The organism is Phycisphaerales bacterium, from assembly GCA_029268515.1.
Taxonomy (GTDB): Bacteria; Planctomycetota; Phycisphaerae; order Phycisphaerales; family SM1A02; genus JAQWNP01.
Map to the genome: position 1 here is coordinate 637,035 of JAQWNP010000006.1, position 14,298 is coordinate 651,332.

General features: G+C 52.2%; 20 protein-coding genes. 11 read left to right on the plus strand and 9 right to left on the minus strand.

Translation table 11 applies throughout. The features are described from left to right. Window positions 1-53: 53 nt before the first annotated feature. The gene (gene hslV / locus P8J86_05575) at window positions 54-605 is read left to right on the plus strand and encodes an ATP-dependent protease subunit HslV (protein MDG2054160.1); all 552 of its coding nucleotides are present in this window, start codon (window positions 54-56) and stop codon (window positions 603-605) included. 3 nt (window positions 606-608) lie between these two features. Here the strand turns inward: hslV and P8J86_05580 are convergent, their stop codons facing one another. The 3 genes from P8J86_05580 to P8J86_05590 form a co-directional block, all read right to left on the minus strand. Continuing rightward, entirely contained in the window at window positions 609-929 is a 321-nt protein-coding gene (locus P8J86_05580; protein ID MDG2054161.1) for a (2Fe-2S)-binding protein, read from the minus strand. A 28-nt stretch (window positions 930-957) separates the two neighbouring features. Continuing rightward, window positions 958-1,356: a hypothetical protein gene (locus tag P8J86_05585; protein ID MDG2054162.1), complete on the minus strand. Its 399-nt coding sequence runs from the start codon at window positions 1,354-1,356 to the stop codon at window positions 958-960. Between the two features lie 99 nt (window positions 1,357-1,455). Continuing rightward, window positions 1,456-1,866 (minus strand): hypothetical protein, encoded by a 411-nt coding sequence (locus P8J86_05590; protein ID MDG2054163.1) that lies wholly within the window; start codon window positions 1,864-1,866, stop codon window positions 1,456-1,458. A 161-nt stretch (window positions 1,867-2,027) separates the two neighbouring features. Here P8J86_05590 and P8J86_05595 point away from each other — a divergent pair, with 161 nt between their 5' ends. Both P8J86_05595 and P8J86_05600 read left to right on the plus strand, forming a co-directional pair. Next, window positions 2,028-2,693, plus strand: coding sequence for a tetratricopeptide repeat protein (locus tag P8J86_05595; GenBank protein MDG2054164.1), 666 nt, complete (start codon window positions 2,028-2,030; stop codon window positions 2,691-2,693). Window positions 2,694-2,749: 56 nt separating this feature from the next. After that, entirely contained in the window at window positions 2,750-3,700 is a 951-nt protein-coding gene (locus P8J86_05600; GenBank protein MDG2054165.1) for a metalloregulator ArsR/SmtB family transcription factor, read from the plus strand. Between the two features lie 11 nt (window positions 3,701-3,711). Here the strand turns inward: P8J86_05600 and metG are convergent, their stop codons facing one another. Then, window positions 3,712-5,307: a methionine--tRNA ligase gene (gene metG / locus P8J86_05605; protein ID MDG2054166.1), complete on the minus strand. Its 1,596-nt coding sequence runs from the start codon at window positions 5,305-5,307 to the stop codon at window positions 3,712-3,714. 159 nt (window positions 5,308-5,466) lie between these two features. Between metG and P8J86_05610 the strand changes: the two genes are divergently transcribed. After that, window positions 5,467-7,092 carry a hypothetical protein gene (locus P8J86_05610; GenBank protein MDG2054167.1) on the plus strand — a complete coding sequence of 542 codons (1,626 nt, stop codon included), beginning with the start codon at window positions 5,467-5,469 and terminating at the stop codon, window positions 7,090-7,092. A gap of 66 nt (window positions 7,093-7,158) precedes the next feature. Further along, window positions 7,159-7,428, plus strand: a complete 270-nt coding sequence (locus tag P8J86_05615; GenBank protein ID MDG2054168.1) for a hypothetical protein — start codon at window positions 7,159-7,161, stop codon at window positions 7,426-7,428. An 86-nt stretch (window positions 7,429-7,514) separates the two neighbouring features. Here the strand turns inward: P8J86_05615 and P8J86_05620 are convergent, their stop codons facing one another. Beyond that, window positions 7,515-7,757 (minus strand): hypothetical protein, encoded by a 243-nt coding sequence (locus P8J86_05620; protein MDG2054169.1) that lies wholly within the window; start codon window positions 7,755-7,757, stop codon window positions 7,515-7,517. Next, a complete protein-coding gene (locus P8J86_05625; GenBank protein ID MDG2054170.1) occupies window positions 7,754-8,203 on the minus strand; it encodes a hypothetical protein in 450 nt (149 codons plus the stop codon). Before P8J86_05625 ends, P8J86_05620 begins: the two co-directional genes overlap by 4 nt. A 263-nt stretch (window positions 8,204-8,466) precedes the next feature. Here P8J86_05625 and P8J86_05630 point away from each other — a divergent pair, with 263 nt between their 5' ends. The 6 genes from P8J86_05630 to P8J86_05655 all read left to right on the plus strand — a co-directional run bounded on the left by P8J86_05630 (window position 8,467) and on the right by P8J86_05655 (window position 12,565). Continuing rightward, window positions 8,467-8,874 carry a hypothetical protein gene (locus P8J86_05630; GenBank protein MDG2054171.1) on the plus strand — a complete coding sequence of 136 codons (408 nt, stop codon included), beginning with the start codon at window positions 8,467-8,469 and terminating at the stop codon, window positions 8,872-8,874. A 193-nt stretch (window positions 8,875-9,067) separates the two neighbouring features. Beyond that, window positions 9,068-9,940 (plus strand): sigma factor, encoded by an 873-nt coding sequence (locus P8J86_05635; protein ID MDG2054172.1) that lies wholly within the window; start codon window positions 9,068-9,070, stop codon window positions 9,938-9,940. A 40-nt stretch (window positions 9,941-9,980) separates the two neighbouring features. Further along, window positions 9,981-10,289 (plus strand): hypothetical protein, encoded by a 309-nt coding sequence (locus P8J86_05640; protein ID MDG2054173.1) that lies wholly within the window; start codon window positions 9,981-9,983, stop codon window positions 10,287-10,289. A 131-nt stretch (window positions 10,290-10,420) separates the two neighbouring features. Continuing rightward, window positions 10,421-11,317: a helix-turn-helix domain-containing protein gene (locus P8J86_05645; protein MDG2054174.1), complete on the plus strand. Its 897-nt coding sequence runs from the start codon at window positions 10,421-10,423 to the stop codon at window positions 11,315-11,317. Between the two features lie 113 nt (window positions 11,318-11,430). Further along, window positions 11,431-12,099, plus strand: coding sequence for a phosphatidylserine decarboxylase (locus tag P8J86_05650; GenBank protein MDG2054175.1), 669 nt, complete (start codon window positions 11,431-11,433; stop codon window positions 12,097-12,099). Between the two features lie 109 nt (window positions 12,100-12,208). After that, window positions 12,209-12,565 (plus strand): PQQ-binding-like beta-propeller repeat protein, encoded by a 357-nt coding sequence (locus P8J86_05655; protein ID MDG2054176.1) that lies wholly within the window; start codon window positions 12,209-12,211, stop codon window positions 12,563-12,565. 78 nt (window positions 12,566-12,643) lie between these two features. Here P8J86_05655 and P8J86_05660 read toward each other — a convergent pair whose 3' ends face one another. The 3 genes from P8J86_05660 to P8J86_05670 all read right to left on the minus strand — a co-directional run. Then, entirely contained in the window at window positions 12,644-13,486 is an 843-nt protein-coding gene (locus tag P8J86_05660) for a histidinol-phosphatase HisJ family protein (protein ID MDG2054177.1), read from the minus strand. A gap of 29 nt (window positions 13,487-13,515) precedes the next feature. Beyond that, window positions 13,516-13,779, minus strand: a complete 264-nt coding sequence (locus P8J86_05665; GenBank protein MDG2054178.1) for a ferredoxin family protein — start codon at window positions 13,777-13,779, stop codon at window positions 13,516-13,518. A 166-nt stretch (window positions 13,780-13,945) separates the two neighbouring features. Continuing rightward, window positions 13,946-14,298: hypothetical protein (locus tag P8J86_05670; GenBank protein MDG2054179.1), on the minus strand; the 353-nt coding region annotated here is incomplete at its 5' end.

Consider the following 14,298-nt stretch of genomic DNA (forward strand, 5'->3'; position numbering starts at 1 on the left):
GTCAATCCCACATATCCGCCTGCCTCACACGACGCGGTACACTGTGAAGTCATATGCAGCATTTTCACGCCACCACCATTCTCTCTGTCCGTGATCAAAATCGCGTCGCGTTAGGCGGCGATGGCCAAGTCACGTTGGGCGACACGATTGCGAAGGGCAATGCCGTCAAAGTACGAATACTGAGCGATCTGGGCGCAGAGACGGCTGGCGTGTTGGTCGGTTTTGCAGGATCTGCAGCCGATGCATTTTCACTGATGGAGCGATTCGAAGAGCAACTGCGGAACACTCCAACCAACCTCACCAAAGCAGCGATTAGCTTGGCGCGGCTCTGGCGGCAGGATCGTGCCTTGCGTCGTCTGGAGTCGCTCTTGATCGCAGCGGATAAATCGGTGACCCTGATGGTTTCTGGGCAAGGTGATGTGATTGAACCACCTGATGGCATCGCAGCCATTGGTTCGGGTGGTTCTTACGCTCTTTCAGCGGCGCGAGCGCTGCAACAGCAGACGGCCTTGAGTCCAAAAGAGATCTGTGAAACATCACTGCAAGTTGCAGGCGAGATTTGTGTCTACACAAACACCAATATCACGGTGCTGACCCTGGACTAGCATTCAGGAGCGGGGCTTGCCTTCATCTGCCTGGGCTTGTTTTGCAGCATGTTCTGCAAGCGCCCTTTGTTTTTTGTCTTCGCGGTAAGCGGTCCGCCGTTGTGCGTACTGTTCAGGTGTCATGCTGACTTGAGCAATTTCACCCTGCTGCCACTGCTCAAACAATGATTCAAGATAGGGCACACACCATTGACATCCAGTGCCGGCGTTGAGGCATTCACTGAGCTTTGATGCAACAGTCGGCTTCTCACGCTCTAAGAAGCCGCGTAGTTTGTGCAAGCTCACACGGTGACATAGGCAGACATGATCTTCAGGATCCATCATCTTTGCAGGCTCTCATTTCAGTGGGTTGTTAGACCCAGACCTGACAAATCAGATGTGGCTCTTTAAGTTTGCCGGTCAGGACACCAACAGAAGAGGTTACAAACTTCACCTCATATTGGGGGTGGGCATCGAGCCATTCGTTAATGTTCTGGTCCATGAAAGCTAAGGAGTCATCACTGAGTTTGCAATGGAAGGTGCGCACATGAATGGCCCCAACGCCCGTTGTATTTGGCGTTCGACTCCATTCCTCTTCATGTTTCTTTTTAGACTCCAGGGTGCGAATCTTCTTCATGCCTGCGGGGACTTCAGAGATTGCAACTGGCAGCGGCGCTATGTCCGCCGCTGGATCTGGACTACCCAACCCAGGATTCGAGTGCGTTATTTTGCTACCGCCTTGATGTAGGCCAGTACCATCTTTTTCCGCCATCGCATACTCCCTTATTGTTCCTTGTATTGTCTCCAGTTCATTGGGATGGGTCTACCTGAGAGCACCTATTTTGAGAGAAGTGAGGCGTACAAACAGTTTTTAAGGAGCTGAGAGGACTATTTTGACCATTCCATCTGAGTGCTCTGTGAGGCAAAGTACCTGAACAAAGCCAAGTGGAGCTAACCATTGCAGCTTGAAGAGCATCTGCTGATGGCCCACCTCTTTGCTCAGGAGAAGGCCCTGAGCGACTTGTTTTACGTGACCACGGGCTTCGCCATTGGCACCAGGGCCAACAGGTCCTTCATAGTTCAAGTAATGGCGTCGATGCCGGCCTATGAGCCGTCCTGTGATGGTTTGGTCATCGCAAAGGTCTCTCGGATCGGTGGGCATTTTGATCGATAAAAGCCCAGATTCTGATTCAGGCAGATCGTCGATGAAGCAGTCAATATGGTTACTCCCATCGGGCAGGGTATGCCTTAGAAGCACAACATTGTGGTCAGTATCAGCCATATTCAGGTCATTTCACTTGAGCACTGAGGCCCTGGATTGATCTTCCAGATGGCAAGTGTAATCGGCGCAGCGTATCATGCACGGGCAAGCTTGGATGCTTGTACGGAATCGAGTTTATTAACTTGGCTGCACTCTACTGAGAGCGAATGGAGTCGTGAACGATGCGCCACAAAACCTTATTCACCATTGGATTCATTTCTGCTACGACCATCTTTTTTGCTGGTTGTCAGGCACGCACCTCAACAGATGTACTGAAACGAACCAGTAACATGGCGCTCTGGGAAGGTAACTATCAAGATGCCGCTCAGGGCTATCAAGAGCTCACAGATCGGCAGCCAGGAAACTGGCTCTGGCAGTATCGCCTTGGTATCAGTGAGCTCTCTCTCGAAAAATTAACCAAGGCTCGGCGCAGCCTCGAAATTGCCAACACCCTCCGTCCAAATGATCGTGAGATCATTGAGGCGCTTGCTGAGGCAATGTTCCGTCAGGGTGATAAAGACCATCTCATGACCATGCTCCAAGAAGAGGCAAAGGCAACACAGTCGATCGACATGTACATGCTGCTTGGCGACTATCTCATGGAAATGGGTGATCCTGATTCGGCGAGTACCGCTTACTCAACAGCGATTGTGCTTGATGATGGTCGTAACATCGGGCCTTATCTCAAGGCATCTAGTTTTGCTGAACAGTTAGGTGACCGTGAAATGGCAGTCCGAAGACTTCGTCAGGCGTACGGCATCGAGCCGGGCAACGAAGAAGTATGTAATCGTTTGACGGCCCTGGGAGAAATTCCTGGCCCGAGCCAATCGTTGCCGCCAGGTCGCTAGCAGTTGCCATTACATGGTGCGTTCGTATTGCCCGAATGGCCTGGTGAACAGCCAATATGCAAAAGACCAGTGAATCTCCCGATCTGTTAAATTGGTTGACATCACTGAGTGATCTTGCGCGACTTCGCTTGGTTGCGTTATTGATGCAAGAAGAACTGAGCGTTGGGGAATTAGCTCGATCGCTACAGTTACCGCAGTCAACAGTCAGCCGCCATCTGAAACTACTGCTTCAAGGTATGTGGATCTCGAAGCGAAGTGCGGGAACGGCCAGCCTCTATAAAGCACGCCTTGAGAATCTTGCCCCAGGCGCCCAATCACTCTGGAAGATTGCTGAGCAGACCTTGTCTGGCGGTGCCACTTTTAAAGAAGACGCCCTGCGACTGAAAGAAGTGCTCGCTGAGCGGCCAAGCGATTCGAGGGCATTCTTTGGAAGGCTTGGCGGTGAATGGAATCAGCTAAGAAGCGAATTATTCGGTCAGCAATTTACATTGCAGGCATCGATTGGCTTACTTCCTAAATCCTGGATCGTTGCTGATCTCGGTTGTGGCACCGGTGATGCTGCGGAGACCTTAGCGCCCTTTGTCCAGCGGGTCATTGCCATTGACCGTGAAAGAGCGATGTTAGATGTCGCTAAGAAAAGACTTCAGCCATTTGAAAACATTGATTTTGTTTGTGGTGAGATCACTCAGTTACCGTTGGAAAAGGCATCAGTTGATGCGGCCATGTGTTTCCTGGTGTTGCACCACACACCTGATCCAGCTCAAGTATTTTTGGAAATAGGCAGAATTGTCAGGCCCGGTGGCCAAGCCATTGTGGTTGACATGGCAAAGCATGACCGGGAAGGCTATCGCCAATCGATGGGACATATCCATCTTGGATTCGAAGCTGATGAAGTGAAGCAGTGGGGCCAAGATGCGGGCTTTTCAGAAGTGACAATCACACCACTACGCATCCAGACAACAGCCAAAGGTCCCCCGCTCTTTGTGGCATCCATGAGCCGGGCATAGTTTGTTCTCAGCTAGGAAGTCGTCATATCGAGTGCAGCATCGATTCGCGGGAAAAGAGCGATCTTCTCGACGCTTGTTCCTGGTTGGAGCCGACCCCACTGCGTGAGATCTTGCAGATGATCTTCACCAGGAGCGAATGTCTGGCCTAAGGCCTTGAAGAGCGTTTCGCAACGATCAGGTATGACCGGCCAAAGCAAGCATCCAGCGATACGGATCGCCTCAGCACATTGATACAAGATGGCAGACAAATCGGCTTGCTGCTCAGGATCTTTCGCAAGCTTGAATGGCTCTGTAGCGTTGATGAACGCATCGACCTTCCGAATGATGCCCATCGCTGCAGCAATTGAACCTGAAAGGTTAAAGTCTGCCATCAATGCGGCACTCTCTTTGGCAGCCTGTTGAGTGAGTAGAGGCCAGTCGGTATCGCCCACAGAAATGCGTTTACCGTCAGGGTCACATTCATTGGGCACCTGACCTTCGAAATATTTTCCGATCATGGCGGTGACACGGCTGGCACAGTTGCCCAGCGTATTAACCAGATCTGCCGCGTATGTTTCATGGAACTGACTTGCCGCGAAGTTGGAATCCGTGGCGCCCAATGGACCTTGAGTGGCCATGAAGTACCGAAGCGCATCCAGGCCATAGGCATCGCGATAGCGGTCCAGCAATTCACAGTCGATGAAATTACCCATCGACTTCGACATCTTCTGACCTTCGCTGATCCAAAAACTGTGTGCATAAATACACGCTGGCAAGGGAATTTCTAGGGCCATCAGTATGGCAGGCCAGATCACAGCATGGAACCAGAGAATTTCTTTTCCAATCACGTGGTAAGTGGCTGGCCAGTAATCAGAGCGCTGCATCGCCAGCTCGCTCTCAGGCTCAGCGAGGCCCAGGGCCGTGATGTAATTGAAGAGTGCGTCGATCCAGACATAGATCACATGATCTGAATCATTGGGCATTTGAATGCCCCATGTGAAGTTGGTTCGACTCATGGGCACATCATTGAGCCCTTCACGCAAGCGGCCGAGCACTTCGTTGTACCGTGCAGATGGACGAACAAAGTCTGGGCACGCCTTGAAGTGTTGCTCAAGTCGTTCCTGGAAGGCACTCAGGCGGAAGTAGTAATTCTTCTCTCTTGCGCGCACCAATGGCTTCTTACTTATTGGTGAGTTGTACTCAAGCTCCTTCGCTTGCGTTTCGGTGTAATACTCTTCCTGCCCTTGGTCGTACCAGCCCTCAAATTCACCTAAGTACACAGCGTCTGAACGCTGAAGTCGCTCGACAAAAAGCTGAACTTGCCGTTCGTGACCGGGATCAGTTGTCCGGATGAAGTCATCGAAAGTCAGGTCCATCGCATTCATGACGTTGCGAAAGGAAGCAGAGATTTCATCTGCAAATTGTTTGGGTGCAATGCCCTTCTCTTGAGCCGACTGTTCGACCTTGAGGCCGTGCTCATCAGTGCCGGTGAGAAAAAAGGTGTCCTGACCACTCAAACGACTAAATCGCGCCCACACATCACACACGGTCGTGGTGTAAATATGACCAATATGGGGGTCAGCGTTGACGTAGTAAATTGGTGTGGTGATATATCGTTTTTGGGTCATGGGTCGTTCAGTGTAGCTCACAGCCTCTCTGGACCGGCCAATCACGACAAATCTCTCCCAATGAGCCTATCTGATCCGATGCAGGACAGACGTGCGGCAAATGGGGTCCTACCATACTGAGGTCACAAGGTGCACATCGTCACGTTTGGGAGTTTCTTGATGCTGAGTTCATTGCCAAAGTCACTGTTGATTGCGATCGCGGTTGCCATCAGTTTGTTTGCGAACACGCAGTCCTTCGCCCAGTTTGCGCTGGGAAGTGGTGAGGCCCTGGATCCTGGTGGCGTCTACCGCGATTGGGGCCATAACTTGGATGCCAGTTCGCAGCGTAATTCTGGTGGCCTTAATTTCTCTGCCTCTCAGCAGGATTTCTCGACTCGGATGATCACGAACCCAGGCAGAGCCTGGAGCGGTAGATCATGGAACAACACGCTTGGATATGACTTTTCGCGGGATTACCGTACGCCAATATTTACCAGCACCCAGTCGAATCCGGCGATCCGAAACCCAGTTCTTCGTGATAGCTATAACGCCTACTACAGGCAGACGCCTGGTTGGAGCTCTGTTGTTCGTTCGGCTGGATTTGATCGTTTTCAAACAGATGCCCCAAGTCCAGCGCAGCTGAAGATGGACCAACGCAATCTTTTGCAATCCGAACTGCGGGCCTCCCATACGTTGGGACATGCCAAAATGGTGGGGCTTTCGCAAGCCGGTACCGATGAAATTCATAGCATTCGAGCTTCACCACTGCGGGGCCTCTTACTGACCCCAGCGAGCGTAGACATGCAACAGTTGGGATTGACGAGTTTTGATGAGGCTCGGCTCAGAGAAGACCTTGACCGTGGGCGTTTTGTACCAAATAGAGCCGATGGATCAGAGATCGACTTTGCCAACATTGGCCGCCGCCCGGCGCAGCGTGCCGAGCTTCGATCAGCACTAAGCTCTACTGGCCCAGTGGATGGGCTTGTCTCTTTATCACCACATGATTCTATTCTTCAGACAATGGCAAGCCGTTATGCCAGTGACGCTGGAGAGGAAGTTTCGCCATACCAACTCTCAACCCTGTCGGATACATATGCGACGTATCAGCAGGAACTGTCAATGGGCGTGGTGCAGACCGATCTGCAGGGGAATGTGATTGGCACTGATGCGAATGCAGCTGCGACGGGCGAAGAAGACGCGGCTGAGGAAGGCCTGGAGGAAGAGTCACCAATCGTGGCCAAAAACCGTCTTGATAGAGCTCTTCGACATGATGCTAGGCTCGAAAAATTCAGTACACCAGACGCGAAAGATCGCTTTAATGAGTTACTTACTGCTGGCGAAGAGCGACTCAGAACCGGTCAGTATTTCTGGGCAGAAAAGCGTTTCTCGCGAGCGCTTCAGTTATTACCGAATAATCCATTGGCTGCAGCTGGCCTGGCACAAAGCCAAATTGGTGCAGGTCTTTATCTGACCGCGGCACACACCCTGAAGAGCATGATGAGAGCACACCCCGAGATGATTGATGTCAATCTCGGAGAGAATTTAATGCCAGCAAAAGAAACCCTTTTTAACGCTGTGGATGTGCTTCGGAATCGTATTTCACATGGTGGGCCTGATGCTGCAGATTATGGGCTGCTTCTGGCCTTTATTGGGCATCAGCTCGACGAGCAAAGGACCATCAATGAAGGGCTCGCCGCAATTGAAAAAGCAAATCCTGAGAGTGTGTTGTTACCGTCTCTCCAAAGGATCTGGGGCGACGCTTCGATGCAGAAAGAGTCTCCGGCAATCGATTCAGCGAATGAATAATGGCCCTTAAATAAACCATTGCTGAAGCCTTTCAATATGTAAGGGTATTCGGCCGATACCTAAGTCATGAGTACGGGCGGATCCCCCATCCTGACCTCCCTGATCCAAACGGCTCAGGCTCAGCGAACAGCAACAGCTCAGCGGAACCGTCAAAGGCAGGCCGAAGCCGAGAAGCCACTGCAATATGCAGACATGGTTGATCTGCGCGTTGCTGGAATTACCTCAACAGGAGCCGCCCGCCGTGTGCCCCAGCATGGATCGGAGCAGTCCGAGCAGGAACATCATCGTGGCACCAAGACGAAAGCCCGAGAAGGCCGCGTAGACGTCAAGGCATAAAAACCTGGGGTCGTTCCTGGATTTTTGCTCTAGGCTGCTACAGGACCCGTAGCGGCTGCTACAGGGGCAACGTCATCGAAAGCAGATTAGATGACAGGGACAATCAGTTGAATGAATACAGCAAGGCCAATTGCGAGAAGTGCCATGACCAAGACAATCTGCCCCGTCATAAGCCAAACCTGCAACCAATAGGCGTCCATTCTGGGCAGTCGGATTGCTTTGTAGATCACCGACACGCCGAATGCCAATGGAATAACCAACAGGTACCACCACGTCTGAAAGAAATTGACTGGTGAGATGAAGGGGATAAAGCTCATCAGTGCATTCATGATTGCTGCTCCGAAGGCTCTTTGCGGCGATCTGTTTCACGGGGCAAGTCGTAAAGCACATCTAGGATTGCCACAAGGTTCATCAAGCCGGCCATGGCAACAAAGAGAATTCCCAATTCATGTACGCGGCCAATTCCAAGTTGCATATGAAGCTCTTCAGCGGGCCAAGACTGCATAATTGCGACTTGAGCAAAATTGACGCCGAAGAGCGCCGGTGTTGCCAAGATTTGTGCGAGAAACCACAAGCGCTGGGACTCGGAATCAACAACGCCCAGTCCACCAACGAATAAACCAGTTGCGACGAGGAAGACAACCCCAGCCATGATCAGCCATCCACGCTGTTGTTCACCGCGGGCCATGTGCCCAGCACCCGGCCAAAGCCAAGCGAGCACCGCTGCCGCTGGATGCCATGTGCCTGGTATTCGATTGCTTTGAGGCTCGTTCATCTAGCACCAGGCGCTCTTGCAAGTTCGGTCTGTGAGACCTAGGAGGTTTGGGTGATCTGAGGAGTGGAAAATCTTATCGGTTCGCCGTCACGGCGGATCAGTAATTGGCCTGAATACCCATGACTTGCCATGTTCTGGCCAATTCCACCGAATAAGGCAAGCCTAACAGCCGAATGAGGAGAATGAGGCATCGATCCAGCGTAACGTAACGCCACCCAGGGTGCCACCAGTTTGAGCCAGGCGAATCCTGGCTGGGAGAAGTCATGAAGGCATCAGAAACCACCAATAGAAACCATAGCCATGGTGTTGTAGATCAGAGGGTTGGACTTGATAGACGTCATCTCAATCCGACAGATACCACAAATCTTGAACGCCGCCGTGGGCCAGGTCGGCGCAGGACAGACTTTGTGCGATCTGCGGAAGAGGGTGAGATGAATCAGGAGCAATTCATGTTCTTGATGGCTATCGATACCTTCAAGAGGGTCAATGGTAAAACGTTTCCAACCTGGACCGATGTCTTAGAGATCGTGCGAAAATTAGGCTACCGCAAGACCATGGGTAGTGAATTACAGCTTGGCGATCGTGTTGAGGACTGGTTTGAGAAAAGTGATGCGGAAAGCGGTGTATTCCGCGCCTCTGATGAGGAAGACGAGCAGTCACTTGCAGCCTAGTTCATGCCAGCAAGTGGGTTGGATAAGCACCCACTCCTGGGGTTCTGCCACAGCCTAGTTGCCTCCGTCAAAGCGCTGCTTTGTTCTTTACTGGAGAGAACGGCGGCCGTTGCCGATATTTCTTGGTTGCTCAGTGCCATCGGACGGCACCGAGCGGTCGAAGATCCGTTGCATGTTCATGGAAGGACGCGCAATGCCTGTAGAAATCCAGGTGGGGTTCCCGCACGCGCTGGCGGGGCCAAAATCATCAAGCAGTACTCAGTGGCTGGAGGAGACATGGCGGCATTTAAAGGCCAGCCATTCTGCGAAAGCTAGAGAGACGCTGGTCACACATTACATGTCGAGTTTTGTGCCGGGTTTGGCTCGAAATTTACAGTCCCGCCTGCCATATCAGATTGAAGTTGATGATCTCATACAGCAGGGCTATTTGGGCCTTGTCGAGTCAATATCACGTTTCGATCTTGATCGTGGTATTCGCTTTGAGACCTTTTCAGCTCGACGTATCACCGGCTCCATGCAGGATTATCTTCGTGCCTTGGACCCTGTTCCACGCTTGACACGAACACGAGCAAAACGCGTAAGAGGTGCCGAGGACCGCTTTCTCACCGAACATGGTCGCCGGCCAGATGATGCAGAGCTGCGCCATGAAATGGAACTTGATGCAAAGGATTTCCGTCAGCATCTCAATGATGCGAGGCCAGCGGCAGTCATTTCTTTGCATAGTCTGGAATCGAATAGCGACCACGATCCTCTGTCGAATTTTTCGGAGAGTCATCATCGGTTTGGTGGTGGCGCGTCGACACGCAGTTCTGACAGTAGTTGCTCTACGCCTCTTGGGCGAGCGGCCCGGCAGGATCTGCGGCAGTGGATTGTTCGTCGACTGAGTAAGAGTGATCAGCTCATTATCGTTTTGTATTACTACGAGCAGATGACCATGCGTGATGTCGGTCAGGCGATTGGCTGTTCTGAGTCACGTATTAGCCAGCGATTGGATTCCATCCTTTGTCGATTGCGATCTGAATTGCTTGGTACGTCTGCAGAGTTCGAGTTTCTCTTCGACAGTTAACGTTCGCCAGACCAATGCGTACAATAGCGCCGGAGGTTCTATGACTGAGCTTCGGGGTCGGCAATATGGACTGCTCGTCGTGGGTGTGCTGGTCGCCATCGCTGTCAATTTGGTCTTTTGTCGCTGGGGTATGGACTTGGGGGGAAGTTCAATGCTCACCTTCAACCTCCAGGACACGCCTGAGGCGATGCCAGGGGCCAGCAGCACAATTGGACTCTACACGGCCCCCTGGATGGCTCAGGCCGCTGCAATGGCCTGGATCTTGGGTATTGGCCTCCCAATCGTGCTTGTGATATCCGCTATGGCGGTGACCTGGTGGCCAATAACAGGAAAAACAAGGTCATCATGAGCGATGACCTTGTGTTTTGATCGGCACAACCCCCTCACAGTGGCCCGGTCACGATATGATTCTTGATTACGGCACTACCCTCGTCTTTGGTAGTGGAATGGAACAGTCACTTTTCAGCGGAGTTTTTGAACATGGCAAAGATGTTCTACACCCTCGAAGAAGCCGCAAGTCGGCTTGGAAAATCAGAGGATGAAGTTCGGGAGATGGCCAAGACTGGCCAACTCCAGGAGTTTCGTGATCGTGAAAAGTTGATGTTCAAGATTGAACAGATAGATCTTCTCACTGGTGGCGATGAAGATACTGGTGATTCAGTTCTTGATTTAGATGCACCTGGTGGCAGCGGTTTAGATCTGGCAGCAACCAGTGATAGCGGCCTCGGTCTGACCGGTGGTGAGGCGCCCGGCGGCAGTGGGATGGGACTCAGTGGCAGCGACATAGGTGGCGGCCAAGGCGCCAGTGGCGGCAGTTCCATGATGGATCTGTCTGGTGCCGGAGCATCAAATGCTGAGACGGACTTTGGTTCATTATCCGATCAAGAAGATCCATCTGGTGGCACGCAAGTTGGTGCTGCTTTTGAAGAACTCAGTTTGGAAGCAGTCGGATCTGGCAGCGGCTTGTTAGACCTGACCCGTGAAAGTGATGACACGTCCCTTGGTGCAGAACTTTTAGAAGAGGTCTACTCAAGCGAAGATGATCAAGTCGAAATTCCTGCGAATGCTTCAGGTCTGTTTGAGGCAGCTGGCACAGATAGCGCTACAGAGCATTTGCGTGCGACTGAAATGAATCAGATGGCCTATGTCCCTGAAGTGTATGACGGGGTTGGCTCCGGCTGGTCAGCTGGACTCTTGATTGGAGGCCTTGTCGCACTGGTTCTGGTGGCAATTTGTTCGATCTTGATGCTCTCAGGAACGACACCCAAATTAGCGATTCCATTTGCAGACGGACTATGGATCTGGACGCTCGGATTAGTGGGTATTGCCGTCGTATTGGCGATCATTGGCGGCTTCGCTGGTCGCGCTTCTGAATAGACTCAAACATTGGCCCCCCACACAGACCCTCCAGCCATAGGCACTGACATCGGCTTGCCCTTTCTGTTTCAGGGTCAGTTTCTCTGTCTACGGTTCGATGGGAATTCCAAGTCATGCTGCTAGCAAGCTACGCAAAGCGCGATTGGCTCACCGCAACAATCATTGCGGCGGCCTTAATCTTCATCTGCATTTTGATTGGTTTTTGGTGGCTGGGCATACCGGTCTTCATTATCTGGTTTGCCTTTGCCGCATTTTTTAGAGATCCGATTCGGCGTATCGACAAGTCGCTTGGGCCCGAGGCCTTTCTGAGCCCTGCCGATGGGGTGATTACAAAAGTCGAGCAGCTGGATGAGCACGAGGCTGTAGATGGCCCAGCTGTTTTGATACGAATATTTCTAAGCCTGCTTGATGTGCATGTGAACCGTGCACCATGTGACGGGCAGGTGCTGTCCAGTCTTCATCGCCCGGGTCTTTACTTGCATGCAGGATCGCCCGAGGCCGCTGAACACAACGAGTCACAACTTTTGACACTTCGTTGGGCGCCGTCTGGTGAGCAAGTTGGCATGCGTTTGGTCTCTGGAATGATTGCTAGGCGAATCGTCTGTCCGTTGGTACCGGGCGATGAAATTGTTCGCGGCCGACGTTTTGGCATGATCAAACTCGGTTCGACAGCGGAGTTGATTCTGCCCCGACCTGATCAGGTCACCGTTTTGGTCAAAGAGGGACAGAAGGTGCGCGGTGGCAAGACGGTGCTTGCGAACCTAGAAGTTGTCCCGGCTTAATGGAGGCTTAGCCGAGTTCGGCTTTGCATCATCGGGCGGTACTACCACGGTAGTGGCCTATGCGTCTATCGGTGAATCTCATCGCTATCATGTACGAAGGAGACACACGATGAAGAGAATTGATGATGTGATCTTTATAGGGTTTGCCAAAAAGGTCTTTGCTGTGGATCGCTACGACGGCTCGATCCAGTGGGAATGGAAGGCAGGGCATGGCTCGGGATTCGTGAGCATGATGCTTGATGAAGATCGGCTGATTGTGAGTTGTTCAGGCTGGACGTGGTGCCTTGATCCACTGACCGGTGAAGAAGTTTGGCATCAGCCGTTTAAGGGCAAAGGTGCGGGCATTCCAGCGCTGGTATCGGTTCGAGCGGGCAGTACTGGTGGAGCCCAGGCGGCTCAGATCGCCGCTCAACAGGCAGCAGCTGCCAGTTCAGCAGCGGCCAGTTCAGCAGCAGCCAGTTCATAGGATGTAGTGAGCGTGATCGACCTCGGCTCCAACGCGACAATCAAGCCACTTCCCGAGGTCGTGACGGTGCTTGCGAACCTAGAAGTTGTCCCGGCCTGACTTGATTCCAGTATTGTCTGGTGCCGCATTTTCAAGAGGCTCAAACCAAACCTCTCGCTGCTTGAACCGGGCAATCTGTTGGTAGCCAACTTCAGTGAGCCGTTGCGCCGCTGCTCCAAAGTCTCTCAACAAATGAGCAGGCAGATGTGCATCAGCGGAGATCGTGACGGGGATATCACGGGCGTAGCAAAGCTGAAGGATTTCCGTCGAGGGGTATGCATCCTCACACCGTTTATGCCAACCAGCAGTATTGAGTTCCACAACAAGGCTCGCTTCGGCAATAGCGTCCAGTGCCGGCTCAATGACATTGGCAAGATCTTGATCTGGCACAAAGCCAAATTTCTTAGGCAGATCGATATGGGCAATGATGTCACAAAAGCGACTTTCGGCCATTGACTTCATCAGTTGCCAATAGCGGTTGTGTACCCGGTTTATCTGATCTTGATCGAGCTTTTCCCATTTCGCAGCAGCACCATCGATGCAAAATGAGTCCACGTGGTGGACTGAGCCAAGGACATAGTCCAAAGGGAGCGGCTTTAGGGTTTCAATAAGCCTTGCCCCCATGCCTTCAAACCAATCAAGCTCTAAGCCCATGCGCATCTCGCAGCGGGCTTGCCTATCAGCAGTCTCAATATCTTTGATGTACGAGGGCAGTGAGGTGGCAGGCATCGCCCAACGGGGAGGATTGCCCTGCGGTGGGATCACAAAGTGGTCAGAGACTCCAAGTTCATCAATTCCCAAAGCATCGGCTGCTTCAGCCATTTCGGCGATACTTGCTTTGCCATCGCTGTAGTGACTGTGATTATGGTACGAGGCAAGCATGTGGCGCCGACCCTAACGAGTTGGGTTTCTCACTGGTCTTCATACCAATCTGAATTCGCTTTTATGTAATCGTGCCATTCTTCTGGCAGATCTTCCTCTGGAAAGATTGCTTGTACGGGGCATTCATCAACGCAGAGTCCGCAGTCGATGCAGGTCTCGGGGTCAATGTAGAGCATCTCTGCTGGGTCAAATTGGCCCTCGTCTTTGGTGGGATGAATGCAGTCGACAGGGCACACCTCCACACAGGAGGCGTCCTTGGTTCCGATACAGGGTTCTGCGATGACATGTGTCATAGGATTATCGTGCTCCCAGCGGCAAGGCTGATTCGTTGCCGAGTAGGCTTTTAGTAAAGCGAGATTCTAGCAGGTCAAACAGCAGATCTCGACGGTCATTTCAAAAGACAGCAGGGCCGACTTAGTCGGCCCTGCTGGTGCAATCTGCGCATATTGCAATTGTCGCCTACCGTCTCTTGCGAGCGGTTTTTCTACGAGTCGCCTTCTTGCGAGTGGCTTTCTTACGAGTCGCCTTCTTGCGAGTGGCTTTCTTACGGGTCGCTTTCTTGCGAGTCGCTTTCTTGCGAGTCGCCTTCTTGCGAGTAGCTTTCTTGCGAGTCGCCTTCTTGCGAGTTGCTTTCTTGCGAGTCGCTTTCTTGCGAGTTGCTTTCTTGCGTGTCGCCTTCTTGCGAGTCGCTTTCTTGCGTGTCGCCTTCTTGCGAGTTGCTTTCTTGCGAGTCGCGTTATTGCGAGTTGCTTTCTTGCGTGTCGCCATCTTTCGAGTTGCTTTAATTCGAGTCGCATTCTTTCGAGTTTCTT